Raw genomic sequence first — 26,218 nt, 5'->3', positions numbered from 1 at the left:
GAGGTCGGTCAGCGGAGGAGTGGTGATGAGCACGGTCCTGCACCCTGTCGGTCCGCAGGGAGCCCGCGTCTACTGGGTGCGCCGCCTCCTGGTCGTGCTCGTCGTGGGCGCTCTGGTCGTGGGCTCCGCGTCACTCGTGTCGTGGCTGCGCGGTGACCGCGGGGACGCCGGCGCCGCCGCGGCGACCGAGCAGGGCACCGAGGACGTGGCCGGTGGAGCCGACGGCGCCGGGTCGGACGGTGCGGACGGTGCCGGGTCCGGGGCCGACAGCACCGCTGACCCCGACGAGGCCGACGAGGCCGAGGACGCCGAGCCCGAAGGCTCCGACGACTCCGACGTGCCGCCCGCCACACCGGTGGACTGCACCCCGGCGGCGCTGCAGGTGACGCTCACCTCGGCCGACGTGGAGTTCGCGCCCACCACGAACCCCGTGCTCACGGCGACGGTGACCAACGTGGGTGACGTGCCGTGCACCGTGGACGCCGGCGACGCCTCGCGCGAGGTGGTCATCACGTCCGGCGAGGACCGTGTGTGGTCGAGCAAGGACTGCGCGCCCGAGGACCGGGCCTCGCGCCAGCTGCTGCTGGCTGCCGGTGCGGCGGACGCGGTCCCCGTGGAGTGGGCGCGGGTCCGCTCGGCGGAGGGCTGCCCGGGCGACCTGCCGGCGCCGCGGTCCGGCACCTACCAGGCCGTCGCCACCCTGGGCGCGGCGAGCTCGCAGAGCGTCGTCTTCATCCTGCAGTAGGCGGTGCTGCCCGGGTCGCCGCGCACCGGCGGTGCCGTGCGGCGGCGGTCCGTCGGCGCGGCGCACCCCCGGGGGCGACGGCTCAAGGAGCCGTCATCGAGCCGCCGAGCCGCAGCGCGTCCGGCGTCCGGAACCGACCGCGCCGGCGTCAGACGTAGCGCTCGAGGATGCTCGACTCCGCGAGCCGGGACAGCCCCTCACGCACGGCACGCGCCCGCTGCTCGCCGACCCCGTCGACGGCCATGAGCTCGTCGATGCCGGCCGCGAGCAGCTTCTGCAGACCGCCGAAGTGGCCGACCAGCCGGTCGACGATGGTGTTGGGCAGCCGCGGCACCTTCGACAGCAGCCGGTACCCGCGCGGTCCGACGGCGGCGTCGAGCGCGTCGCCCGCCCCGGGCAGGCCGAGGATGCGCGCGATGTGGGTGAGGTCCAGCAGCTCGGTGGAGTTCAGCGCCGCCAGCGCCGCCTGGACGGCGGCCGGCTCGCGGTCGCGTCGCGACGTCTCGACGTAGTCGCGGATGACGAGCTCGTGGTCGGCGCCGATCCCGCCGATGAGCTCGTCGAGCTGCAGCGCGAGCAGGCGGCCGTCGGTCCCGAGCTCGACGACGTAGCCGGCGATCTCCTCCGAGATGCGCCGCACCATCTCCAGGCGCTGCACCACGGCGGACACGTCCCGGACGGTGACCAGGTCCTCGATCTCGAGTGCGGAGAGCGTGCCGCTCACCTCGTCGAGCCGGGACTTGTACCGCTCGAGCGTCGCCAGCGCCTGGTTGGCCCGGGACAGGATCGTGTCGGAGTCCTCCAGGACGTAGCGAAGCCCGCCCACGTACAGGGCGACGATCCGCATGGACTGGCTCACGGAGATGACCGGGAACCCGGTCTGCTTCGCGACCCGCTCCGCGGTGCGGTGCCGGGTCCCGGACTCGGTCGTCTCGATGGTCGGGTCGGGAAGCAGCTGCACCGCGGCGCGCAGGATGCGGGTCGCGTCCCGGTCCAGGACGACGGCACCGTCCATCTTCGCCAGCTCGCGCAGCCGGGTGGCGGAGAACTCGACGTCGAGGGCGAAGCCGCCGGTGCAGATGGACTCCACCGTCCGGTCGAACCCGAGCACGATGAGTGCGCCCGTCCGGCCGCGCAGGATGCGCTCGAGGCCGTCGCGCAGCTCACCACCGGGCGCCACGGCGGCCAGCGTCGTGCGCAGCAGGTCGTCGGGGGTGAGCGAGGGGGTGGCCACGACCGGATCCTACGCGCCGGACCCGCGCCCGACCGGGAAGGTCCGGGACCGTCGTGCGGGCCTCGCCGGCGCGCGACCAGACGTCGTCACGTGCGCCGATGCTGCACCGACACGGCTCGGCGAGCGTCCGTACCGCGGCACCGAGGCGGTGCGTCGGGGGGTCAGCGGCGGTGGTCGCCCCCGGGCGCGTCGCGCGGCCCGCCGGCGTAGAGGACCGCCTCGGCGAGGTTGGCGGCCTCCGCGACCGTCATGCCGTCCGGGCCGCCTCCGGGCTCGACCGATCCGCGCGGGACGATGGCACGGGTGAACCCCAGCCGGGCAGCCTCGGCGAGGCGACGCGACACACCGGCGACCGGACGGATCTCACCGGCCAGGCCCACCTCGCCGACCGCGACGAGGTTCGTCATGAGCGCGACGTCCTCCCGCGCGCTGATCGTGGCCAGTGCGAGAGCGAGGTCGGCCGACGGCTCGACGACCCGGGCGCCGCCGACGGTCGAGACGTAGACGTCGGAGTCCGCCAGGCGTGCGCCGACCCGTCGCTGCAGCACCGCGAGCACCATCGCCAGCCGGCTCGAGTCGACGCCGCTCGTCGTGCGTCGCGGGTTGGTCAGCACGCTGGGCGCGACCAGGGACTGCACCTCGACGGCCAGCGGCCGCCGTCCCTCGAGCGTGACGGTGACGCAGGTCCCGGGCACGTGGTGCAGCGCCTGGGACAGGAACAGCCCGCTGGGGTCGGTCAGGCCCACGATGCCTGTCTCGGACAGGTCGAAGCAGCCGACCTCGTCCGTGGGGCCGTACCGGTTCTTGGTCGCCCGCACCATCCGCAGGCGCGAGTGCCGGTCGCCCTCGAACTGGCACACGACGTCCACCAGGTGCTCGAGCGTGCGTGGCCCGGCGATCGCGCCGTCCTTGGTCACGTGGCCGACCAGCACCGTGGGGATGTCCCGGTCCTTGGCCACCGCGATCAGCGCCGCGGCCACCTCCCGGACCTGGCTCACCCCGCCGGCCGTCCCGTCGACCTGGGCCGACGCGATCGTCTGCACCGAGTCGACGATGACCAGGTCGGGCGCGACCTGGTCCACGTGGCCCAGCACGGTGCCCAGGTCGGTCTCCGCCGCGAGCAGCAGACCGGGATCCAGGGCGTGGATCCGCTCCGCACGCAACCGCACCTGCCCGGCCGACTCCTCGCCCGTCACGTACAGCACCCGCCTGCCCCCGCGTGCCGCGCGCGCGGCCACGTCGAGCAGCAGGGTCGACTTGCCCACGCCCGGCTCCCCGGCCAGCAGGACGACCGCTCCGGGCACCAGCCCGCCACCCAGCACCCGGTCGAGCTCGGCGACGCCGGTCGGGCGTGCGCGGGACAGCTCGACGTCGATCTCGCCGATCGGGCGGGCCGGGGTGCGGACCGGCGAGGTGGTGACCGTCCGGGGCGCCGCGCCGCCCGCGCCGGCGTCGTCCACCACGGTGCCCCACGCCTGGCACTCCCCGCAGCGGCCGACCCACTTGGCGGTCGTCCAGCCGCACTCGGCGCAGCGCAGTCCCGGCCGCGGGGTGCGCTCGGGACGGCGGGCGGTCGAGGAGGTGGCCATGCTCGGGAGGCTAGCCACCCCCACCGACACGGTCGGGCGCACCGCACCGGAGTGTGCGCAGGCCGTCGGCACGCAGGACCGGGGGTCGGCCGTGCCGCGTGGTGCCGTGCCCCGGCCGCCGCGCGCTGCGTAGGCTCGCGCCGACGCCGCGCCGGTGCCCGTGGCGGAGCGGAGAGCGACCGGCACGGGTCGACGGCGGGCACGGGCACACGGGTGCGGCACAGGGGGTAGGCATGGGACGGGCGACGCGGCGCACAGGCCCGGGAGGTCCGGACGCCCGGTGGTCGTCGGACCCCACGACGTCGTACCGCGGGTCGGCGGCCACGTCCGGCGGCGGCGACCCACGCGGGAACCCCGCCACGCCCGCCCCACTCCGCCGCCGCCGTCGTGCGTGGGTCGCCGGCGTGGCCGCGGCCCTGGTGCTCCTCGGCGGTGCGGCCGTGGCTCAGGGGATGCTCCGCACGCAGGCTCCCCCCGCGGCGGAACCGGAGGTCGTCGTCCTGCCGTCCCCGACGCCGACGCTCGCGCCCGTCGAGCGGGCGCCGGTCAGCGCCTTCGCGGACGTGCTGCCGTCCGCCGTGCTGTCGTTCGCGCTGACCGGACTGACCGAGGAGACGCCCCTAGTCGCCGCCGGCGCGCTCGAGGCGTACCGGCTGGAGTACTCCGACGGCGGTGGTGGCGGGGTGACCGTGATCGCCGCCCAGTGGCGCACCCCGGACGACGCCCGCGAGGCCGCAGCGCGGGTGGTGCCGGATGGTGGCGCCGGGACGGTCGACGACGGCCGGCCGACGTCCGGGGACGTCACGGTCGCCGGCGCGCCCGCCGGCACCTGGGCGCTCGCGTCCGGGGCGGACGGGACGGCGGTGCTCGTCTGGAGCAACGGCACCGCGACGTTCCAGGTGGCCGGACCGCTCGCCGCCGTCCGGGACGTCCACGCCGCCTACCCCTACTGACGGCCGGCCGCCGCCGGTCGCGCCGTCGGCGACCGCCGACCGGACCGGCACCCGGCGCCGGGGGTGGCGGCGCTCACTACGCTGTCCGCGAGCGTCCCGCCACGGTGGGGCCACCGTGCCGGGCGTGGAGAGGGACGAGATGACCGACGACGCGACGACACCTCGCCTCGGCGTGCTGGGCGGCGGCGTGATGGGGGAGACCGTCGTCTCCGCCGCGCTGCGGGCCGGCTGGACCTTCGACGACGTCCGCGTGGTGGAGCGGTCGGCCGTGCGGGCCAACGAGCTCTCCGAGCGGTACGGCGTCCGGGCGATGGATCCCGCTGCCCGGGTCGCCGGGTGGGCGGATGTCGTCGTCGTCGCGCTCAAGCCGCACGACGTGGCCGGCGTGCTCACGGAGGTCAGCGACTCGCTGCGCCCCGGGACGCTGGTGGTGTCGGTCGCCGCGGGCCTGACGTGCGCCCAGCTCGAGGGTCCGCTGCCGGCGGGTACCCCGGTGGTCCGGGTGATGCCGAACACCCCGGCGGTGATCGGTCGCGGGGCCAGCGTCGTCAGCGCCGGCACGCACGCCGGGGAGGAGCACCTGGCCCTCACCGAGCGCATCCTCGCGGCGACCGGGCTGGTCGTGCGCGCTCCCGAGAAGGACCTCGACGCGGTGACCGCCCTGTCGGGGTCCGGCCCTGCCTACGTCTTCTACCTGATCGACGCGATGGCCGAGGCGGGGGTGCTGGTGGGGCTGACCCGGGACCGGGCGCGCGAGCTGGCGGTCGCGACGGTCGAGGGCGCGGCGGCGATGGTGCGTGAGACCGGCGAGCACCCGGTGGTGCTGCGTGAGCGGGTGTCGTCCCCGGGAGGCACCACGGTCGCCGGCGTCCGCGAGCTCGACGCACAGGGCGTCCGTGCCGCCGTCGTCGCGGCCGTGGCCGCCGCCCGCGACCGCTCCGTCGAGCTCGGGGCGCAGGGGTCGTGACCGCACCCCCCCGTCCGTCGGCGTCGGTGCCGGCCCGCCCGCGGCCGCCCGCGATGAGCGACGTGGCGCGGGTGGCGGGGGTCTCCCACCAGACGGTGTCGCGCGTCCTGAACGACCACCCGAGCGTACGGGCCGAGACCCGCGACCGGGTGCTGGCCGCGATCGCGGACCTGGGCTACCGGCGCAACACCGCGGCCCGCGCGCTGGTGACGCGGCGCACCGGGACCATCGGCGTGGTCACGTCCGGTTCGGCCCTGTTCGGACCGACGAGCACGCTGATCGCGGTCGAGGGCGCGGCGCGCGACGCCGGGCTGTTCGTCAGCATGGCGACCCTGGCGCGCTGGGACGCCGCGGGGGTGCACCAGGTGCTCGAGCACTTCATGTCCCAGGGCGTCGACGGCGTCGTGGTCATCGCGGCGCACGACCACGCGGTCGAGGCCGTCCGCTCGTTCGGGGCCCCCGTGCCGCTGGTGATGGTGGGCCCGCGCGACCTCGCCGACCCGCGCCTGCACACGGTCGCCGTCGACCAGTACGCCGGCGCCCGTGCGGCAACCCGCCACCTGCTCCACCTCGGCCACCGACAGGTCATCCACCTCGCCGGCCCGCAGGACTGGCTCGACGCCCGTGAGCGGGTGCGCGGCTGGTCCGACGAGCTCATCGCATGGGGGCTTGATCCCGGTGCGCCGATCGCCTGCACCTGGCACGCCGGCCAGGGGTACGAGGTGGGCCGCGGGCTCGCGGCCGAGGGCGTGCCGACCGCGGTGTTCGCCGCCAACGACCAGCTCGCCCTGGGCCTGCTGCGCGCGTTCGCCGAGGCGGGCGTCAGCGTGCCCGACGACGTGTCGGTCGTCGGGTTCGACGACGTCGACGGGTCCGCGCACTTCTACCCGCCGCTGACCACCGTCCGGCAGGACTTCGGCGAGCTCGGCCGGCGCTGCCTGCGGGTGCTGCTCGACGTGATGGAGGGTCGGCCCGCCGACCACGCCCCCATCGAGCCCCGCCTGGTCGTGCGTGACACCACGGGCCCACCACGGATGCCGGCGTCGCACGACGCGCCCGCCGCGGACGCCGTGCCTTGACGCGCCCCGTGTGAGCGTTAACATGGCGGCATCGCCGGCGGCCTGCCGGCGCCGTACTCTCCGTCGCGTCGCTGCGCGGAGATGCCCACGTCGTCACGGACGGGAGCGACATGGCCGTCGACCCGCAGCAGGGCACCGACCCGCGCGCCGGCACGCCCGCAGCCATCGTCGAGGGGCGCACGTCCCTGGGCATCGAGCTGGGCTCGACCCGGATCAAGGCGGTGCTGATCGGTCCCGACGGCGCCGCCGTGGCCAGCGGCAGCCACGACTGGGAGAACCAGCTCGTCGACCGGATGTGGACCTACTCGCTGGACGCCGTCTGGGACGGTCTGCGCAGCTGCGTCGCGTCGTTGCGGGACGACGCCGAGCGCCGGCACGGCGTGCGGCCGACGACCGTCGGTGGTCTCGGCGTCTCCGCGATGATGCACGGCTACCTCGCCTTCGACGACGACGGCGAGCTGCTCGTCCCGTTCCGGACGTGGCGCAACACCACCACGGAGCGAGCCGCCGGGGAGCTGACCGAGCTGTTCGGCCAGAACATCCCGCTGCGCTGGTCGGTCGCCCACCTGTACCAGGCCGTGCTCGACGACGAGCCGCACGTCGCCCGGGTCCGCACCCTGACGACCCTGGCCGGGTACGTCCACCGGCGGCTCACGGGACGCCACGTCCTGGGTGTCGGCGACGCGTCGGGCATGTTCCCGGTCGACCCGCAGACCCGCGACTACGACGCCCGGATGCTCGGGCAGCTCGACGAGCTGCTGTCCGAGCGTCGTCCCGGCATGCCGGCGGTGCGGGACCTGCTGCCCGAGGTCCTGGTCGCCGGGCAGGAGGCCGGCCGGCTGACCGAGGAGGGTGCCGCGCTCCTCGACCCGTCCGGGACGCTGCGGGCCGGGATCCCGATGTGCCCGCCCGAGGGGGACGCCGGGACCGGAATGGTCGCGACCAACGCCGTCGCGCCGCGCACCGGGAACGTCAGCGTCGGCACGTCGATCTTCGCGATGGTCGTCCTCGAGCGTCCGCTCGAGCGCGTCCACCACGAGCTCGACGTGGTCACCACGCCCGCGGGCGACCTGGTCGCGATGGTCCACTGCAACAACGGCGCCAGCGAGCTGGGTGCCTGGGCCGAGGTCTTCGGCCAGTTCGCCGCGGCGCTCGGCCGTCCCGCCGAGCCCGACGCCGTCTTCGGCGCCCTGCTGGGCGCGGCGCTGGACGGCGACGCGGACGGCGGCGGCCTGCTGGCCTACAACTACCTGTCCGGCGAGCCCATCACGGGGCTGACCGAGGGCCGCCCGCTGATCGTGCGCAGCCCCGGCAGCCGGCTCACGCTGGCGAACTTCATGCGCACCCAGGTGCTCAGCGCCTTCGGCACGCTCAGCCTGGGCATGCGGGTCCTGGAGGGCGAGGGGGTCCAGCTCGACACCCTGTACGCCCATGGCGGCATGTTCCGCACCGCCGGGGTGGCCCAGCGGCTGCTGGCCGCGGCGGTCCGGGCGCCGGTCGGGGTCGCCCGCACGGCGAGTGAGGGCGGGCCGTGGGGGATGGCCGTGCTGGCCGGATACCTGGGCGCCGGCGGCGGGCAGGACCTGGACTCCTACCTGCGCGCCCACGTGTTCGCCGGCTCCGCGGTGGACGTCGTCGAGCCCGACGCCGCCGACGTCGCCGGCTTCACCACCTTCCTCGAGCGCTACGTCGCCGGGCTCGCCATCGAGCAGGCGGCGACCACGGTCGAGCTCGACTGACCCGCGCGGCCGCAGGCACGCGCACCCCCACCCACGGCAGGAGGCCGGCATGACCACGCGAGGACTGGACGCGTACCCCGACGAGGTGCGCGACGCCGTCGCGCGGACCCGGGACGTCGTCGCCGCACTGCACGCCGAGCTGCCCCGGTGGGGGCTCGTCGTGTGGACGGCGGGCAACGTCTCGCAGCGCGTCGTCGTCGATCCCGACGCCGGACCGGGGCCGGACGACCTGCTCGTCATCAAGCCGTCCGGGGTCTCCTACGACGCGCTCACCGCCGCCGAGATGGTCGTGTGCGACCTCGAGGGCGCCCTGGTCGACGGCGACCGGTCGCCGTCGTCGGACACCGCGGCGCACGCGTACGTCTACCAGCACATGGCCGAGGTCGGCGGCGTGGTGCACACCCACTCCACCTACGCGACGGCGTGGGCGGCGCGCGGCGAGGAGGTGCCGTGCGTGCTGACCATGATGGCCGACGAGTTCGGCGGCCCCATCCCGATCGGCCCGTTCGCGCTGATCGGCGACGACTCGATCGGCCGCGGGATCGTCGAGACGCTGCGCGGCAGCCGGTCGCCGGCGGTGCTGATGCGCAACCACGGGCCGTTCACGATCGGCAGGGACGCCCGCGCCGCCGTCAAGGCGGCCGTGATGGCCGAGGAGGTCGCCCGGACCATCCACATCGCGCGTCAGCTCGGCGACCCGCTGCCGATCGCGCAGTCCGACGTCGACTCGCTGTACGCGCGCTACCAGAACGTCTACGGCCAGGGCTGACCGCCCCGGTCGTGGCCCCCGGGACCACCCGACCCCCGGCGGGACGCAGCCCGGCGCCCGCCCGATCGACCCCCAGCACCAGGAGCCCGACATGACCAAGCCGTACGCCGACCGCGAGATCTGGTTCCTCACCGGCAGCCAGGACCTGTACGGCGAGGAGACCCTGCGCCAGGTCGCCGAGCAGTCCCAGGGCATCGCGCGGGTGCTGGACGAGTCCGGCGAGATCCCGGTCAAGATCGTGTGGAAGCCCGTCCTGAAGAGCTCCGACGCCATCCGACGGATGGCGCTGGAGGCCAACGCCGCCGACGAGGTGCTCGGGGTGGTGGCGTGGATGCACACCTTCTCGCCGGCCAAGATGTGGATCGCGGGCCTGGACGCGCTCCGCGTGCCGCTGCTGCACCTGCACACGCAGGCGAACGTCGAGCTGCCGTGGGCGGACATCGACATGGACTTCATGAACCTCAACCAGGCCGCGCACGGCGACCGCGAGTTCGGATACATCCAGACCCGGCTCGGGGTCGCCCGCAAGACGGTCGTCGGGCACGCCACGAACCCGGCGGTGCGTGCGCGGATCGGCGGCTGGGTCCGCGCCGCCGCGGGCTGGAAGGCCACCCACGAGCTGCGGCTGGCGCGCTTCGGCGACAACATGCGCAACGTCGCGGTGACCGAGGGCGACAAGACCGAGGCGCAGCTGCGGTTCGGCGTCGAGGTCAGCACCTGGGGCGTGAACGACCTCGTCGAGGTGGTCGACGCCGTCGGCGACGCCGAGATCGACGCCCTGGTCGGGCAGTACGAAGAGCAGTACGACGTCGTCCCCGAGCTCCGCGCGGGCGGCGAGCGGCACGAGTCGCTGCGCTACGGCGCGCGGCAGGAGATCGGCCTGCGCACGCTGCTCGAGCGGGTCGGTGCGCAGGCGTTCACCACCAACTTCGAGGACCTCGGCGGGCTGCGGCAGCTGCCCGGCCTGGCCGTCCAGCGGCTGATGGCCGACGGGTACGGCTTCGGCGCCGAGGGCGACTGGAAGACAGCCATCCTGGTCCGCGCCGCCAAGGTCATGGGCCAGGGGCTGCCCGGCGGTGCCTCGCTCATGGAGGACTACACCTACGACCTCGTGCCGGGCGACGAGAAGATCCTCGGCGCCCACATGCTCGAGATCTGCCCGACCCTGACCACCGGCCGGCCGTCGCTCGAGGTGCACCCGCTGGGCATCGGCGACCGCGAGGACCCGGTCCGCCTCGTCTTCGACACCGACCCCGGCGTCGGCGTGGTGGTCTCCCTGGCCGACATGCGCGACCGGTTCCGGCTCACCGCCAACGTGGTCGACGTCGTCGCGCCCGATGCGGAGCTGCCCAACCTCCCGGTCGCGCGGGCGGTCTGGAAGCCGCGCCCGGACTTCACGACGTCGGCCGAGGCGTGGCTCACCGCGGGCGGCGCCCACCACACGGTGCTGACCACCGCGCTGGACGTGGAGGTGTGGGAGGACTTCGCCGAGATCGCCCGCACGGAGCTGCTGGTCATCGACGAGGACACCACGCGCCGCTCGTTCGCCCGCGAGGTCCGCACCAACCAGGCGTACTACCGGCTCGCGCAGGGGCTGTAGGACGCGCCGCGCGGCCCGGCCCCGCGGGGTCGGGCCGTGCGACCGGCGGTCAGGCCGGCCAAGCGGTGGTCGAGCTGCGCAGGGGCGCGTGCTGTGCGGGGCGCGGCTCGGTCGGGGCGCCGGTGATCGCCGCGATGACCTCCTCGTAGCTGGACGTCGCCACGTCGAGGGACCCGTTGTTGCGGCCGTGCCGCAGCACCTCGATGCGGTCCGCGACGGCGCGTACGTCGGTCATGTTGTGGCTGATGAGGACCACGGCGAGGCCGAGGTTGCGCAGCTGCTCGATGTGCGTGAGCACCTCGGCCGTCTGCACCACGGACAGCGCGGCGGTGGGCTCGTCCAGGACGACGATGCGCGGCGAGCCGATCAGCGTGCGGGCGATCGCCACGGACTGACGCTGTCCCTTGGACAGGGTCGACAGCGGGGACCGCACCGACGGGATCCGGGAGCTGAGGCTGCGCAGGATCCGGCGGGCGACCTCCTCCATCTGCCCGTCGTCGCGCACCCAGCGCGAGCGCAGCTCGCGGCCCAGGAAGAGGTTGGACGTCACGTCCAGGTTCTCGCACAGCGCGAGGTCCTGGAACACGGTGGCGACCCCGAGCGCCGCGGCGGCCTGGGGGGTCGGCACGGTCACCGGCTCGCCGTCGATCTCGATGATCCCGGCGTCGGGCTGGAGCACGCCGGAGATCATCTTGGCCAGCGTGGACTTGCCGGCCCCGTTGTCGCCCACCAGGGCGACCACCTCGTGGGCGTGCACCTCGAGGTCCACGTCGACCAGCGCCTCCACGGCGCCGAACCGCATGGTGATGCCGCGCATCGCCAGCAGGGGCACCCGAGCCTCGTCGCTCATCGCCTCTCACCTGCTCCCTCGTCGGCTCGTTCCCCGTGCGGTCGACCCGGCGGGTCCCAGGTCGTGGACCGGCGCCGCCGTGGCGGCACCCCGGTCCGGGCGCCTCGCATCATCGCAGCACCCCCGGTGCGGACGCGTCCCGGTCGAGCTCGTCGAGCGGGACGTCGGTGGACTGCAGGGCCAGCAGCATCGCACCGAGCGCCTCGGCCCGGGTGCCGAGGGCACCCAGCACCACCTCCATGGGGGCGACGCGGTTCGGCAGCAGACGGCGGTTGACCGCCTCGCGCAGCGGCGCGAGCAGCAGCTCCCCGGTCTCGGCCAGCTCGCCGCCGACGACGACGCACTGCGGGTTGACGGCGACCGCCAGCGACGCGATGACGGCGCCGATGGTGGCGCCCGCGTCCGAGATGACCTGGGCGCACCCGCGGTCGCCGTCGTTCGCACGGGAGATGACGTCGCGCAGCGTCAGGCTCCCGTAGGCGCTGCGCAGCGCGTCGATCAGCGCCGTCGCCCCGACGACCGTGTCGAGGCAGCCCCGGCTCCCGCAGCGGCAGATCGCACCCTGCGGGTCGAGCTGGAGGTGGCCGATCTCCCCGGCGGTCCCGGCGAAGCCGCGGTGCAGCGACCGGTTCAGCACGATGCCGGCGCCGGTCCCGTAGGACGCCCGGACGAACACCGAGTCGACCCGGTCGGCGGAGGCCCCGAGCGTGCTCTCGGCGAGGGCGCCGAGGTTGGCGTCGTTGTCCACGTAGACCGGCCGGCCCAGTCGCTCGGACATGATCCGGCCGACGTGGACGTCCTCCCAGCCTCGCATGATGTCCTGCACGGAGATGGTGCCGGTGGCGGTGTCGACCGGCGCGGGCAGCCCGATGCCCAGCCCCACGACGTCCTCGAGGGTGGAGCCCATCTGCTCGAGCAGGTCGATCACCAGCAGGGCGACCCGGTCCAGCGTCGTGTCGACGCGGTGCTCGTGGGGCAGGGGCAGGCTCTGCTCGGCGATCACCTCGTGCGTGAAGTCACCGAGCACGATCCGCAGGTGCCGGTGCCCGACCTGGACGCCGACGGCGAGCCCGACCCGCCGGGCGAGGGTGACCATCTGGGCACGTCGACCGCTGCGGGTGGTGGTCGCGATGTCGACGACGCCCGCGGCGAGGAGCTCACGGACGATCGTCGACACCGTGGCGGCCGACAGGCCGGTCGCCGCGGCGAGCTCGACCTGCGTGAGCCCGCCGTACTGCTTGACCGTGTCCACCACCAGGGAGCGGTTCGCCAGGCGCAGGGACGACTGCGACCCCGCCGTCGCCCCTGCGCGCCTGCTCACCGCACGCCCCCCTGGTGTCGCGATCCGGTCCGGACGTCGCTCCTCAGCGGGTGCCGGCGCGCCTCTTGTTCAGCAGGTCGAAGGCGACCGCGAGCAGCAGCACGAGACCCTTGATGGCCTGCTGCCACGCCGGGTCGACCGCCATGATCGACAGGCCCATGTTCAGCACGCCCATGATGAGCGCCCCGACGATAGCGCCCGAGATCCGGCCGATGCCGCCGGTGACCGCCGCGCCACCGATGAAGCACGCGGCGATGGCGTCCAGCTCGTAGTTCTGCCCGGCGGCCGCGATCGCGGCGCCCGCCCGCGACGTGGTGACGATCGCCGCGACCGCGGCGAGCACGCCGATGTTGACGAAGATCCAGAAGTCGACGCGCTTGGTGCTCACCCCGGACAGCGCGGCCGCCGCCCGGTTGCCGCCGATCGCGTAGATGTGCCGGCCGAAGACGGTCCGGCCCATGAGGAAGGAGTAGACGACCACCAGGACGCCGACGATGACCAGCACGATCGGCGTGCCGCCGGCCGAGAAGGACAGGATCACGGTCAGGGCACCGATGCCGAGGGCGACCAGGACGAGCTTGGTGATGAACACGCCCACCGGCTCGGCGTGCAGGTTGTGCTTGCGCATCGACTGGCGGGCGCGGACCTGCGTGAACGCCAGGGCGAGGAACGCCACGGCGCCGATGACCAGCGTGACGACGTCGGCGTTGCCGACGAAGCCCAGGACGTTGGGCAGCGAGCCGCCGGCGATCGAGATGAACTCGGGCGGCAGCCCGGCCACCGTCTCCCCGACGAGGACCAGGGCGAGGCCGCGGAAGACCAGCATCCCCGCCAGGGTGACGATGAACGCCGGGATGCCGATGTACGCCACCCAGAACCCCTGCCAGGCGCCGACCAGGGCACCCGCCGCGAGGCCGATGAGGATCGCCACGGCCCACGGCAGGTCGAGGTCCCGCATCGACAGGGCCACGATGCCGCCCACGAAGGCGACCACCGATCCCACCGACAGGTCGATGTGCCCGGCGACGATGACCATCACCATGCCGATCGCCAGGATCATCACGTAGGCGTTCTGCTGGAACAGGGACGCGACGTTGTTGGCGAGCAGGAGCTTGCCGTCGGTCAGCACCTGGAACAGCAGGATGATGACGACGAGCGCCCCGAAGATGCCGTACTGGCGCGCGTTGCCGCCGAGCCCGCCGAGCCGCTGGGAGAGCGGCACGCGGGCGCGCTCACCGGCCGGCAGGTTCGGCGTGGTGTTCATGTCGACGCTCATGACGCCTTCCCGTCCTTCTCCATGGTCATGTACTGCATGAGTCGTTCCTGGGTGGCCTCGGCGCGTGGCACCTCACCGGTGACCCGCCCCTGGCTCAGGGTGTAGATGCGGTCGCAGATCCCGAGCAGCTCGGGCAGCTCGGAGGAGATGACCAGCACGCCCTTGCCCTGCTCGGCGAGCTTGTTGATGATCGTGTAGATCTCGTACTTGGCCCCCACGTCGATGCCGCGGGTGGGCTCGTCGAGGATGAGCACGTCCGGGTCGGCGTAGATCCACTTGCTCAGCACGACCTTCTGCTGGTTCCCGCCGGAGAGCTTGCCGACGAAGGCCTGCACGGTGTGGGTCTTGATGTTGAGGTCCTTGCGGAACCGCTCGGCGACGGTGCCCTCCTGCCGGCGGTCGACGACCCCGCCGCGGGAGAGCTTGTCCAGCGCGGCCGCCGACACGTTGTGCTGCACCGTGTCGATGAGGTTGAGCCCGTAGTGCTTGCGGTCCTCGGTCGCGTAGGCGAGGCCGCTCTTGATGGCCTGGTCGACGGTGTGCAGGTGGACGGGCTTGCCGTCCTTGAAGACCCGCCCGGAGATCCGCGAGCCGTAGGAGCGGCCGAAGACGCTCATGGCGAGCTCGGTGCGGCCCGCGCCCATGAGACCGGCGAGCCCGACGATCTCGCCGCGGTTCACGGTGATGCTGGCGCCGTCGACGACGAGCCGGCTCTGGTCGACCGGGTGGTGCACGGTCCAGTCCTCGATCCGCAGCACCTCGGCGCCGATGCTCGGGGTGTGCTCCGGGAACCGGTTGTCGAGCGAGCGGCCGACCATCCCGCGGATGATGCGCTCCTCGCTGACGGGCTCGGCGCCGTGCATCTCGAGGGTCTCGATCGTCCGGCCGTCGCGGATGATCGTCGTGGAGTCGGCGATCGCCTCGATCTCGTTCAGCTTGTGGCTGATGATGATCGACGTGATGCCGCGGTCCCGCAGGCCCCGGATCAGGCCGAGCAGGTGCGCGCTGTCCTCGTCGTTGAGCGCCGCGGTGGGCTCGTCGAGGATGAGGAGCTTGACCTCCTTGGACAGCGCCTTGGCGATCTCGACGAGCTGCTGCTTGCCGACACCGATGTCCATGACCCTGGTGTCCGGTCGCTCGGTCAGGCCCACCTGCCGGAGCAGGTCCGCGGCCCGTGCGTTGGTCCGGTTCCAGTCGACGACGCCGCGCGAGGAGAGCTGCTCGTTGCCGAGGAAGATGTTCTCGGCGATCGACAGGTAGGGGCTCAGGGCGAGCTCCTGGTGGATGATGACGACGCCCTCGGCCTCGGAGTCGCGGATCCCGCGGAACTCCACGGTCTTGCCGTCGAGGACGATGTCGCCCTCGTAGTCGCCGTGCGGGTACACCCCGGACAGCACCTTCATCAGCGTCGACTTGCCGGCGCCGTTCTCGCCGCAGATCGCGTGCACCTCGCCGCGGCGGACCGCGAGCGTGACGTCCTGCAGCGCGATCACGCCGGGGAACCGCTTGGTGATGCCCCGCATCTCGAGGATGTGGTCGTTCATGCTCCCTCGCCCCTGTCGGTCACCCGACGGTCGATGTCCGGTGGTGGGCACGGCCACCTCGACGCCGCCGGCGTCCGCGGAGGCGGACGCCGGCGGCGTCGAGGTGCGGTCGGTCTACAGACCGAGGTCGCCGGCCTCGTAGAAGCCCGAGTCCACGAGGGTCTCCTGGACGTTGTCCGGCGTGACGACGACCGGCGGGAGCAGGAACGTCGGGACGACCTTGACGCCGTTGTCGTACGTCTCCTCGTCGTTGACCTCGACGGTCTCGCCCTGGGCGATCTGGTCGACCATGGTGGCGGTGCGGTCGGCGAGCTCGCGGGTGTCCTTCCAGACCGTCATGGCCTGCTTGCCGGCGAGCATGTTGAGCACGTTGGCGTTGTCCGCGTCCTGACCGGTGATGATCGGCCAGTCCTCACCGGGGGTGTACCCGGCGCCCTCGAGCGCCTGGGCGATGCCCAGCGCGAGCGAGTCGTTGGGGGACAGGACGACGTCGACCTTCGTGCCGCCGCTGTAGAACGAGTTGAGGCGGTTCTCCATCTCGGCCTGGGCGGTGTCCGAGCCCCAGCCCTGGATGCCGATGCTCTGCCAGTCGTCGTTCGACGCCGGGGCCTTGCCCGACGGGACCTGGAGCTGGCCGCTCTCGACGTAGGGGAGCAGGACGTCCCACGCGCCGGAGAAGAAGAACTTGGCGTTGTTGTCGTCCGGCGACCCGGCGAAGGGCTCGAGGTTGAACGGCCCGGCGCCGTCGGCGAGGCCGAGCTGCTCCTCGATGAACTGACCCTGGAGCTGGCCGACCTGGTAGTTGTCGAACGTCGCGTAGTAGTCGACGTTCTCGGTGTCGTTGATGAGGCGGTCGTACGCGATGACCGTGATGTCGCGGTCCGCGGCCGTCTGCAGGACGGGCGCGAGCGCGGTGCCGTCGATGGAGGCCACGACGAGGATGTCGGCCTCCTGGTTGATCATGTTCTGCAGCTGGGTGATCTGCTGGTCGACCTTGTTGTCGGCGTACTGCAGCGTGGTCTCGTAGCCCGCCTCCTGCAGCTGCTCCTCCAGGTTCGCGCCGTCACGGTTCCAGCGCTCGAGGCTCTTCGTCGGCATCGCGATGCCCACCAGGGTGTCCTCGGCCGCCGCGGCGCCACCCGCGGTGGCGTCACCGCCGCCCGCGGCGGGCTCCCGCTCGCTGCTGCACGCGGTCAGCGAGCCGACCATCAGGCCGGCCGTCAGGAGACCAGCCGCGGTCCTCTTCCACATACGAGACATCCTTGTCCACCTTCTGTTCTGTACGGCTTCCGGCCGCCCGGGCAGGGACGAGGCGTCGACGCCCGGTCCAGGCCGGCCCCGGTCGTTGCGACAGAGGGCCGGCCATGCCGCTGTTGTGGTCCTGACTTTAGGACCTGAAGCCAAGCGTGCCAAGCGTCGTGACCGAACCGTGTCTTTTGCGCCCGTTGGGCCGTTCGACACCGAGGGGGGCCGGCGTTGCGTCCGGACCGTGAACTCAACATTCGCGCCGCCCGGGCCGTCGTCCGTCGCCCGGCGATGCGACGGTGAGGACCGGTCGGCGCGGACCGTCCCTGCGGCTCGCGCCCGTCGCCGCCACGGGCGTCGCCCGATCTGCGGTCCGGTCGGTGACCGCCGGACAGGATCGCTCGTCTGCCCCGACGGACCGGGTCGCTCGGCCGCCTCCGAGTTGGTTCCCGTGCCGGTCACGCCGTTATCGACCTGTGATGCTGATGCACCTTGACCGGCTGCATGTGAGCGTTAACACTTGCTCGCAGCGGGTCGAGGGCGACACCGCGCTGCCGTGCCCCCGGGCCACCGAGGACCCGACCGGCAGACGCGTCTCGAGGAGGAGAACCATGCGGAGCACGAACTTCACCAAGCGGACTGTGGCAGCGGTCGCGGCCGGCTTCATGGCGTTGGGTCTGGCCGCCTGTGGCGGTGGTGACGGCGGCGACGACGCGCAGGCCGGGGCGGGCGGCGAGGGCGGCGGCGGTGGCGACCTGATCTCGGTCGGCTTCTCCCAGGTCGGCGCGGAGAGCGGCTGGCGCGCGGCGAACACCAAGTCCATCAAGGACACGCTGACCGAGGAGAACGGCTTCGAGCTCTCGTTCTCCGACGCGCAGCAGAAGCAGGAGAACCAGATCCAGGCGATCCGGTCGTACATCGCCCAGGGGGTGGACGTGATCGCGTTCTCCCCGGTGGTGGAGTCCGGGTGGGACGCGGTCCTGGAAGAGGCGAAGAACGCGGGGATCCCGGTCGTGCTGACCGACCGCGCGGTGGACTCCGAGGACGAGTCGCTGTACGAGTCGTTCATCGGCTCGGACTTCGTGCTGGAGGGTCAGCGTGCGGGCGAGTGGGTCGTGGAGAACCTGGGCGGTGAGCCGCTGAACGTCGTCGAGCTGCAGGGGACCACGGGTGCGGCGCCGGCGGTGGACCGCAAGGAAGGGTTCGAGATGGCGATCGAGGGCAACCCCGAGATCCAGATCATCGCGTCCCAGACCGGCAACTTCACCCGGACCGAGGGCCGTCAGGTGATGGAGGGCTTCCTGCAGGCGCATGACGACATCGACCTGGTGTACGCCCACAACGACGACATGGGTCTGGGTGCCATCGAGGCGATCGAGGCCGCCGGTCTGACGCCGGGCGAGGACATCAAGATCGTGACGATCGACGCGGTCAAGGACGGCATGCAGGCGCTGGCGGACGGGAAGATCAACTACATCGTCGAGTGCAACCCGCTGCTGGGCCCGGACCTGGCCGACATCATCAAGAGCGTGGTCGCCGGCGAGGAGGTCGAGAAGCGCATCGTGGTCGAGGACCAGGCCTTCGACCAGGCCGCCGCGATCGAGGCCCTGCCCACCCGCGAGTACTGAGCCCACCGGAACCTGACCGGCCCCGCGCCCGGGGCCGGTCAGGTTCCGTCACCCTGCCGCACGGAAGGTCGACGATGACAACGCCCGCACCCGCGGTCGAGATGACCGGGATCTCCATCGAGTTCCCCGGGGTCAAGGCCCTCGACGGTGTCGACTTCAGGTTGTACCCCGGTGAGGTCCACTCCCTCATGGGGGAGAACGGCGCGGGGAAGTCGACCCTGATCAAGGCGCTCACCGGCGTCTACGGCATCGACTCGGGCCGTATCACCGTGTACGGCGAGCCGAAGACGTTCTCCGGCCCCGCCCAGGCCCAGGAGGCCGGGATCAGCACGGTGTACCAGGAGGTCAACCTCTGCGAGAACCTCTCGGTCGCGGAGAACATCATGCTCGGCCACGAGCCCCGCCGGGGCGGGCGCATCGACTGGCGCTCCCTGCGCCGGGAAGCCGGGACCTACCTGGCCAGACTGGGTCTGGACATCGACCCCCGGTCGGCCCTCGGCTCGCACTCCCTGGCCATCCAGCAGCTCGTCGCGATCTCCCGCGCCATGGTGGTCGACGCCAAGGTGCTCATCCTCGACGAGCCGACGTCGAGCCTGGACGCCGGGGAGGTCGCGCAGCTGTTCGCCGTCATGCGGTCCCTGCGTGACCAGGGCGTGGCGATCCTCTTCGTCTCGCACTTCATCGAGCAGGTCTACGAGATCTCCGACCGGCTCACGGTGCTGCGCAACGGCCAGCTCGTCGGGGAGTACCTCGTCGGCGACCTGTCCCGGCGCGAGCTGGTGGCGAAGATGATCGGCCAGTCCGTGGAGGAGCTGAGCGCGCTGGACGCCGCCGTCCCGGCCCGGTCGAGCGCGTCGACCGGGGGCGAGCCCACCGTCAAGGCGATCGGCCTGGGCCGACGCGGCGCGATCTCGCCGTTCGACCTCGACGTCTACGAGGGCGAGGTGGTCGGCCTGGCCGGCCTGCTCGGCTCGGGTCGCAGCGAGCTCGCCCGCCTGCTCTACGGCGCCGACCACGCCGACACCGGGCAGCTGACCATCGGCGGGCACTCCGGCCGGCTGCGGACCCCGCGTGCCGCGATGAAGCTCGGGGTGGCGTTCTCCTCCGAGCACCGCAAGGCCGAGGGCATCGTCGGTGACCTCACCGTCCGCGAGAACATCATGCTGGCCCTGCAGGCCGACCGCGGGTGGGCCCGGCGGATCCCGTCCCGCAAGGCCGACGAGGTGGTCGCGAAGTACATCGACGCGCTGGGCATCCGGCCCGCCAACCCCGAGGCCCTGGTCCGCAACCTGTCCGGCGGGAACCAGCAGAAGGTGCTGCTGGCCCGCTGGCTCGCCACCGCGCCCAAGGTGCTCATCCTCGACGAGCCGACCCGGGGCATCGACGTCGGCGCCAAGGGGGAGATCATGCGGCTGGTCGCGCAGCTCGCCGCCGACGGCATGTCGGTCGTCTTCATCTCGGCCGAGCTCGAGGAGGTGCTCCGGCTCAGCCACCGGATCGCCGTCATGCGCGACCGCACCAAGGTCGCGGAGATCACGAACGACTCCACGACGTCGGTCGACGACGTCGTCGAGCTCATCGCCAGCGGGGGAAGGTCCTGATGCGCTTCACCAGACACCGGCTGTTCTGGCCCCTCGTCGCGCTCGTGGCGTTGCTGGTGGCCAACACCATCAACACCCCGGACTTCCTCGGGCTGCGACTGCAGGACGGCCACCTCTTCGGAGCGCCCATCGACATCCTGCGCAACAGCGCACCGCTCCTGCTGGTGGCGCTGGGGATGACGCTGGTCATCGCCACCCGCGGCATCGACCTGTCCGTGGGTGCCGTGGTGGCGATCTCCGGTGCCGTCGCCCTGAGCTTCATCGGGTCGTCATCCGACCCCGGCGCGCTGTCCACGGTGCTCGTCGCCGTGGGCATCGCCCTCGCGCTGTGCTTCGTGCTCGGCGTCTGGAACGGCTTCCTCGTCTCCGTGCTCGGGATCCAGCCGATCATCGCCACGCTCGTGCTGATGACCGCGGGACGCGGCATCGCCATGCTCATCACCGAGGGCCAGATCACCACGATCAACAGCGCGCCCTACCGGGTGATCGGCGGCGGCTACTGGATCGGGCTGCCGGTGTCGATCCTCATCGCGGGTGCGATCTTCGCGCTCGTCGCGGTGCTGACCCGGCGAACCGCGCTGGGGGTGCTGATCGAGTCGGTGGGGATCAACCCCGAGGCGAGCCGCCTCGCCGGCGTCCAGTCCCGCAGCATCGTGTGGACGGTGTACGCGCTGTCGGGCCTGTTCGCGGGCATCGCCGGCCTCATGATCAGCTCCAACGTCATGGCGGCCGACGCCAACAACGCGGGCCTGTTCATCGAGCTCGACGCCATCCTGGCCGTGGTCATCGGTGGCACGTCGCTCGCCGGCGGCAAGTTCTCCCTGGCCGGCACCGTCGTCGGGGTCTTCATCATCCAGACCCTGACCCTGACCGTGACGATCCTCGGCATCTCGCCGTCGATCACGCCGCTGTTCAAGGCGATCGTCGTGATCGCCGTCGTCCTCGTCCAGGCGCCGATCGTGCGGCGCAGGATGTCGTCCGGCCCGCCGCGCCCCACGCAGACCGCGCCGGCACCCAAGACCCCCGTGGAGGTGGCGGCCTGATGTCCGCGGACCAGCTCGTCACGCCGACCAAGAGCACCGGACCGGGCCTGGTCGGCCGGCTCACCGGCCCGCTGCGCGGCGGCGGCCTCGACCGGCGATTCCTGCCGGTCATCGGGACGATCGTCGTCCTGGCGCTGATGTTCGCCATCGGAGGGTCCCGGTACGAGAACTTCCTGTCGGGGCGCGTGGTGTCGAACCTCTTCATCAACAACGCGCACCTGATCGTGCTCGCGGTGGGCCTGACGTTCGTGATCATCACCGGGGGCATCGACCTGTCGGTCGGTGCGGTGGTGGCCCTCTCGGGGATCATGGCGGCCTCGCTGTTCCAGGCCGGCTGGGACGCGCCCGTCGTGATCCCGATGATCATCCTCGTCGGCTCGGTCATCGGGCTGGTGGTGGGCGTGATGGTGCACGTGTTCGAGGTCCAACCGTTCATCGCGACCCTGGCGGCGATGTTCCTCGCCCGCGGCCTGGCCTACGTCATCAGCCTGTCCTCCATCACCATCACCGACCCCACGATCGTGTGGCTGTCCAGCACCCGCCTGCGGATCGGCGAGACCTGGTCGGCGACCCCGAGCGTGATCATCGCCCTGGTCGTGGTGGCGGTCGGCTTCTACGTGCTGCACCACACGCGGTTCGGCCGCACGGTGTACGCCATCGGCGGCGGCGAGCAGTCCGCCCAGCTCATGGGTCTGCCCGTCGCGCGGACCAAGGTGCTGGTCTACGTCATCAGCGGCACCTGCGCCGGCATCGGCGGGTTCCTGTTCGCCGTCGGCTCCCGGTCGGGGTACTCGCTGACCGGCGTCGGGATGGAGCTCGACGCGATCGCCGCCGTCGTGATCGGCGGCACGATCCTCACCGGCGGCAGCGGCTTCGTCCTCGGCTCCCTGGTGGGCGTCCTCATCCTCGGTCTGATCCAGACCATCATCACGTTCGAGGGCACCCTCAGCTCGTGGTGGACCCGGATCGTGATCGGCGCGCTGCTGCTGGCGTTCGTGATCCTGCAGCGGCTGCTCGTCATCCGTCGACGGCACTGACACGTGCCGCACACCGGGAGGGTGCGACCTCCCGGTGCGCGGCACGCCGCCGTCGACGACCGTCCGCACGAGAGGAGATCTCCGCACGACGCCCGCCTCCGGGCCCCCGAACACCCTTGCCGAGTGGTAGGAGCACCATGATTGTTTCGCGAGGACGGGCCCGCGCGTCAGCGGGCCTGGCAACTGTGACCGTTTTCACCCTGGCCGTCACCCTGCTGGGTGGCGCCACCGCGGCCACGGCCGCCGCACCGCCGGAGGTGCTGCCCGAGGGCGCGTGGGTCGACGAGTTCGACGGCGAGACCCTCGACCAGCGCTGGACCGTCATGAACGAGGCACCCGACAGCTGGTCGCTCGACGCCGGGGCCGGGACGCTGACGCTGGAGTCGCTGGTCGGTGACACGTACCAGGACAGCAACGACGCTCGGAACCTCTTCCTCGTCGACGTCCCGGTCGGCGACTTCACCGCCGTCACCTCGTTCGTCGCGCCCGCCTCGGTGGACTTCCAGGGCGCCGGCCTGATCGCCATGCAGGACCTGGACAACTACATCCGTGCCGGCTTCGCGCACGTGAGCATCGCCACCAACGGCCCGCTCGTGGTCGAGAACGCGGTCGAGACCGGCGGGGTGTTCGGGTCCACGACCACGGCCCGCGCGGACTCCACGGGGGAGACCCTGAGGCTGCAGCGCACCGGCGACACCGTCACCACCAGCATCTGGGTCGACGGTGCGTGGGTGCAGGCCGCCCAGGTCACCGTGGGCTTCGACATCACGCAGGTCGGCCTGTACGCCCTCGCGGCCGGCGGCGCGCCGTCGCACACGGCGACGTTCGACTACTTCGCGATCGTGCCGGCCGACGAGCCCGAGGAGCCGGGGCCGGTCGATCCCGAGGTCCTGCCCGGTGAGCTGACCATCGACGGTGACGCGACCGGCGTCGAGATGAGCCCGGACCTGTACGGGCTGTTCTACGAGGACATCAACTACGCGGCCGACGGCGGTCTGTACGCCGAGCTGGTCCGCAACCGGTCCTTCGAGTTCACCAGCGCGGACAACGCGTCCTTCACCGGCATGACGGCGTGGGAGGAGGTCGAGCGCGCGGGCGCGACCGCGACCACGGCGGTCGTCACGGACGAGGGCCGGCTGAACGACACCAACAGGTTCTACCTGCAGCTCGAGGCGTCGGGCGCCGGTGCGGGCATCCGCAACACGAGCTACAACACCGGCGTCCCCGTCGTCGCGGGCGAGGAGTACCTGTTCTCGGTGTGGGCGCGGTCGCAGACGGCGCAGCCGCTCACCGTGGCCGTCGAGGACGCGGCCGGCGAGGCCACCTTCGCGACCGGGACCGTCGCCGTCGACGGGTCCGGTGAGTGGAAGAAGTACGAGACGACGCTCACGGCCACGGGGTCCACCACGGCGGGCCGCCTCGCGGTCGTCGCCGGCGCGGCGGGCACCGTCGCGCTGGACATGGTGTCCCTGTTCCCCGAGGACCAGTGGGAGGGGCCGGTCAACGGCGAGTACGGCCTGCGCGAGGACATCGCGGACACGATCGCCGCGATGAACCCGTCGTTCCTGCGGTTCCCCGGCGGCTGCGTGACGAACGTCGGCACCTTCGACAGCTACGTCAGCAGCGACTTCGAGGACCGTCGCCGCACGTACCAGTGGAAGGAGACCATCGGTCCGGTCGAGGAGCGTGCGACCAACTGGAACTTCTGGGGCTACAACCAGTCCTACGGAATCGGCTACCTGGAGTACTTCAAGTTCGCCGAGGACCTGGGCGCCACGCCACTGCCGGTCGTCTCCGTCGGTGCGAACGGCTGCGGCAGCACCATCCCCGAGATGACGCAGGACCACCCCGAGTTCGACCGCTGGGTCCAGGACACGGTGGACCTGATCGAGTTCGCCAACGGTGACGTCACCACCGAGTGGGGCGCCGTCCGCGCCGAGCTCGGTCACCCGGAGCCGTTCGGCCTGCGCTACATCGGCCTGGGCAACGAGGAGAACACCGACACGTTCCAGGCGAACTTCCCGGTCTTCCGGGACGCCATCGAAGAGGTCTACCCGGACATCACGATCATCTCGAACTCGGGTCCGGACGACACCGGTGCCCGGTTCGACGAGCTGTGGGAGTTCAACCGCGCGCAGGGCGTGGACATGGTCGACGAGCACTACTACAACGACCCGGCGTGGTTCCTGTCGAACACCCACCGCTACGACGACTACGACCGGGACGGGCCGCACGTCTTCCTCGGTGAGTACGCCTCGCGCGGCAACACCTTCTGGAACGCGCTCGCCGAGGCCGCGTTCATGACCGGGATCGAGCGCAACTCCGACCTGGTCGAGCTCGCGTCGTACGCCCCGCTGCTGGCCAACGAGGACTACATCCAGTGGTCCCCGGACGCCATCTGGTTCGACAACGACGAGGTGTGGGGCACGCCGAACTACTACGTGCAGCAGCTGTTCGCCAACAACCGGGGCGACCAGACGGTCCCGAGCGACTTCGACCTGCCGGACGTCACCGTCCCCACCCAGGACATCTCCGGCGGGGTGTTCCTGTCCACGTGGGCGACGAGCGCGAGCTACGACAACCTGCAGGTGACCGGCGCGGACGGCGAGGTCCTGTACGCCGAGGACTTCTCCGACGGCGCCGACGACTGGACGCCCGAGCGCGGCACGTGGGAGGTCGTCGACGGCGAGTACCGCCAGACGTCGACCACGGTCGAGGACGCCCGGACGCTCGCGCCGGACGCCTACGGGCAGGACTGGACGAACTACACGTTCGAGCTCCAGGCGACGAAGGAGGCCGGCAACGAGGGCTTCCTCGTCGGCTTCGCGGCGAACGGCGCCCAGGACTTCTACTGGTGGAACCTCGGCGGCTGGAACAACACCCGCTCCGTCCTGGAGCGCGCCAACGGCGCCCGTCAGGGTGAGGTCGCCGCCCGGGAGAACTTCTCCCTGGTCACCGGGCAGACCTACGACATCCGGGTCGAGGTCGACGGGTCCACCGTCCGGCTGTACCTGGATGACGAGCTGCAGCTGGAGTACACCGAGCCGGTCCCGCCGGAGGTCGTGCACCAGGTCGTGACGCGGGACGTCGAGACCGGGGACCTCCTGGTCAAGGTCGTCAACACGGCGCCGGCGGCGATCGCCACCGACGTCACCATCACCGACGTCGAGGTGGCCGGGACCGGCTCGGTCATCGAGATGACGGCTGACTCCCTGACGGCGACCAACACCAAGGCCGACCCGACGAACATCGTGCCGGTCGAGCGTGAGCTGACCGGTCTGTCGGAGCAGTTCGAGTACACCTTCCCGGCGTACTCGATCAGCTTCCTGCGGATCCCGACGACCGAGGCCGAGCCCCCGCAGGGCCCGGTGTTCGCCGACGTCTCCCCGGGGCACCCCTTCTACGCCGACATCCGCTGGCTGGCCGACAACGGCCTGTCGACCGGCTCGACCATCGGTGACCAGGTGTTCTACCTGCCCACCGCGCCGATGAGCCGGCAGGCGATGGCGGCGTTCATGTACCGGTACGCCGGTGCGACGTGGGTGCCTGCCGAGGGCACGCGGTCGTTCACCGACGTGCACCCGACGGACCCGTTCTACGTGCAGATCGAGTGGATGGCCGAGATGGGGCTGGCCGGTGGGTACGCGGACGGGACGTTCGGTCCGACGCGTCCGGTGAGCCGGCAGGCGATGGCGGCGTTCCTGCACCGTGCGGCCGGTGAGCCGGCGCCGCAGGGTGCGGCGTCCTTCACCGACGTGCGGCCCACCGACGACTTCGCCGAGGCCATCGCATGGGTCGAGGAGGCGGACGTCGCCAACGGCTACCCCGACGGGACGTTCCGCCCGGCGACGCCGATCAGCCGGCAGGCGATGGCGGCGTTCCTGCACCGCTTCGACGCGCTCCCCACGGAGGGCTGACACCACAGGGGCCGGCGGGAGCTCTCCCGCCGGCCCCTGTGCCTCTCCGCGCCCAGGGCGCGGACCGGTGACACCCGGCGC

At 72.2% G+C, this 26,218-nt stretch carries 19 protein-coding genes; 12 read left to right on the top strand and 7 right to left on the bottom strand.

The annotated features are described in order from the left end of the window. Positions 1 to 25 precede the first annotated feature (25 nt). The gene (locus Q0840_RS00380) at positions 26 to 745 is read left to right on the top strand and encodes a hypothetical protein (RefSeq protein WP_298454690.1); all 720 of its coding nucleotides are present in this window, start codon (positions 26 to 28) and stop codon (positions 743 to 745) included. Positions 746 to 893: 148 nt separating this feature from the next. On the opposite strand, the gene disA is transcribed toward Q0840_RS00380, so the two are convergent. Continuing rightward, positions 894 to 1,979, bottom strand: coding sequence for a DNA integrity scanning diadenylate cyclase DisA (gene disA / locus Q0840_RS00375; RefSeq protein WP_298454687.1), 1,086 nt, complete (start codon positions 1,977 to 1,979; stop codon positions 894 to 896). A gap of 161 nt (positions 1,980 to 2,140) precedes the next feature. Further along, complete coding sequence (gene radA / locus Q0840_RS00370; RefSeq protein ID WP_298454684.1) at positions 2,141 to 3,568, bottom strand: DNA repair protein RadA; 1,428 nt, start codon at positions 3,566 to 3,568, stop codon at positions 2,141 to 2,143. Between the two features lie 404 nt (positions 3,569 to 3,972). Here radA and Q0840_RS00365 point away from each other — a divergent pair, with 404 nt between their 5' ends. The 6 genes from Q0840_RS00365 to araA all read left to right on the top strand — a co-directional run bounded on the left by Q0840_RS00365 (position 3,973) and on the right by araA (position 10,675). Further along, positions 3,973 to 4,521, top strand: coding sequence for a hypothetical protein (locus Q0840_RS00365; protein WP_298454681.1), 549 nt, complete (start codon positions 3,973 to 3,975; stop codon positions 4,519 to 4,521). 124 nt (positions 4,522 to 4,645) lie between these two features. After that, a complete protein-coding gene (proC, locus tag Q0840_RS00360; RefSeq protein WP_367183050.1) occupies positions 4,646 to 5,488 on the top strand; it encodes a pyrroline-5-carboxylate reductase in 843 nt (280 codons plus the stop codon). 53 nt (positions 5,489 to 5,541) lie between these two features. Beyond that, positions 5,542 to 6,567, top strand: coding sequence for a LacI family DNA-binding transcriptional regulator (locus Q0840_RS00355; RefSeq protein WP_298454678.1), 1,026 nt, complete (start codon positions 5,542 to 5,544; stop codon positions 6,565 to 6,567). Positions 6,568 to 6,677: 110 nt separating this feature from the next. Further along, the gene (locus tag Q0840_RS00350) at positions 6,678 to 8,306 is read left to right on the top strand and encodes a xylulokinase (RefSeq protein WP_298454675.1); all 1,629 of its coding nucleotides are present in this window, start codon (positions 6,678 to 6,680) and stop codon (positions 8,304 to 8,306) included. Positions 8,307 to 8,355: 49 nt separating this feature from the next. Further along, positions 8,356 to 9,075 carry an L-ribulose-5-phosphate 4-epimerase gene (locus tag Q0840_RS00345; RefSeq protein WP_298454673.1) on the top strand — a complete coding sequence of 240 codons (720 nt, stop codon included), beginning with the start codon at positions 8,356 to 8,358 and terminating at the stop codon, positions 9,073 to 9,075. Between the two features lie 91 nt (positions 9,076 to 9,166). Further along, positions 9,167 to 10,675 (top strand): L-arabinose isomerase, encoded by a 1,509-nt coding sequence (gene araA / locus Q0840_RS00340; protein ID WP_298454670.1) that lies wholly within the window; start codon positions 9,167 to 9,169, stop codon positions 10,673 to 10,675. Positions 10,676 to 10,724: 49 nt separating this feature from the next. Here the strand turns inward: araA and Q0840_RS00335 are convergent, their stop codons facing one another. The 5 genes from Q0840_RS00335 to chvE all read right to left on the bottom strand — a co-directional run bounded on the left by Q0840_RS00335 (position 10,725) and on the right by chvE (position 16,926). Then, the gene (locus tag Q0840_RS00335; RefSeq protein WP_298454666.1) at positions 10,725 to 11,525 is read right to left on the bottom strand and encodes an ATP-binding cassette domain-containing protein; all 801 of its coding nucleotides are present in this window, start codon (positions 11,523 to 11,525) and stop codon (positions 10,725 to 10,727) included. A 109-nt stretch (positions 11,526 to 11,634) separates the two neighbouring features. Next, positions 11,635 to 12,846, bottom strand: coding sequence for an ROK family transcriptional regulator (locus Q0840_RS00330; RefSeq protein ID WP_298454664.1), 1,212 nt, complete (start codon positions 12,844 to 12,846; stop codon positions 11,635 to 11,637). Positions 12,847 to 12,889: 43 nt separating this feature from the next. Further along, the gene (gene mmsB / locus Q0840_RS00325) at positions 12,890 to 14,122 is read right to left on the bottom strand and encodes a multiple monosaccharide ABC transporter permease (protein ID WP_298454662.1); all 1,233 of its coding nucleotides are present in this window, start codon (positions 14,120 to 14,122) and stop codon (positions 12,890 to 12,892) included. Next, entirely contained in the window at positions 14,119 to 15,666 is a 1,548-nt protein-coding gene (gene mmsA / locus Q0840_RS00320; protein WP_298454660.1) for a multiple monosaccharide ABC transporter ATP-binding protein, read from the bottom strand. Before mmsA ends, mmsB begins: the two co-directional genes overlap by 4 nt. 114 nt (positions 15,667 to 15,780) lie before the next feature. After that, positions 15,781 to 16,926 carry a multiple monosaccharide ABC transporter substrate-binding protein gene (chvE, locus tag Q0840_RS00315; RefSeq protein ID WP_298454656.1) on the bottom strand — a complete coding sequence of 382 codons (1,146 nt, stop codon included), beginning with the start codon at positions 16,924 to 16,926 and terminating at the stop codon, positions 15,781 to 15,783. A 596-nt stretch (positions 16,927 to 17,522) separates the two neighbouring features. Between chvE and Q0840_RS00310 the strand changes: the two genes are divergently transcribed. From Q0840_RS00310 to Q0840_RS00290, 5 genes are all read left to right on the top strand, one after another. Beyond that, positions 17,523 to 18,539, top strand: a complete 1,017-nt coding sequence (locus tag Q0840_RS00310) for an ABC transporter substrate-binding protein (RefSeq protein ID WP_298454653.1) — start codon at positions 17,523 to 17,525, stop codon at positions 18,537 to 18,539. 74 nt (positions 18,540 to 18,613) lie between these two features. Continuing rightward, on the top strand, positions 18,614 to 20,140 hold the full coding sequence (locus tag Q0840_RS00305; RefSeq protein ID WP_298454650.1) for a sugar ABC transporter ATP-binding protein: 1,527 nt from the start codon (positions 18,614 to 18,616) through the stop codon (positions 20,138 to 20,140). Next, positions 20,140 to 21,183, top strand: a complete 1,044-nt coding sequence (locus tag Q0840_RS00300; RefSeq protein ID WP_298454648.1) for an ABC transporter permease — start codon at positions 20,140 to 20,142, stop codon at positions 21,181 to 21,183. Before Q0840_RS00305 ends, Q0840_RS00300 begins: the two co-directional genes overlap by 1 nt. Further along, the gene (gene yjfF / locus Q0840_RS00295) at positions 21,183 to 22,220 is read left to right on the top strand and encodes a galactofuranose ABC transporter, permease protein YjfF (RefSeq protein WP_298454645.1); all 1,038 of its coding nucleotides are present in this window, start codon (positions 21,183 to 21,185) and stop codon (positions 22,218 to 22,220) included. The genes Q0840_RS00300 and yjfF overlap by 1 nt, the downstream gene beginning before the upstream one ends. 185 nt (positions 22,221 to 22,405) lie before the next feature. Further along, positions 22,406 to 26,137, top strand: a complete 3,732-nt coding sequence (locus tag Q0840_RS00290) for an alpha-L-arabinofuranosidase C-terminal domain-containing protein (RefSeq protein ID WP_298454643.1) — start codon at positions 22,406 to 22,408, stop codon at positions 26,135 to 26,137. The last annotated feature ends 81 nt before the right edge of the window (positions 26,138 to 26,218 follow it).

The organism is uncultured Cellulomonas sp., assembly GCF_947494015.1.
Lineage (GTDB): Bacteria > Actinomycetota > Actinomycetes > Actinomycetales > Cellulomonadaceae > Pengzhenrongella.
Note: the sequence above shows the minus strand (reverse complement) of the source record. Positions and strands in the feature narration are given on the sequence as shown.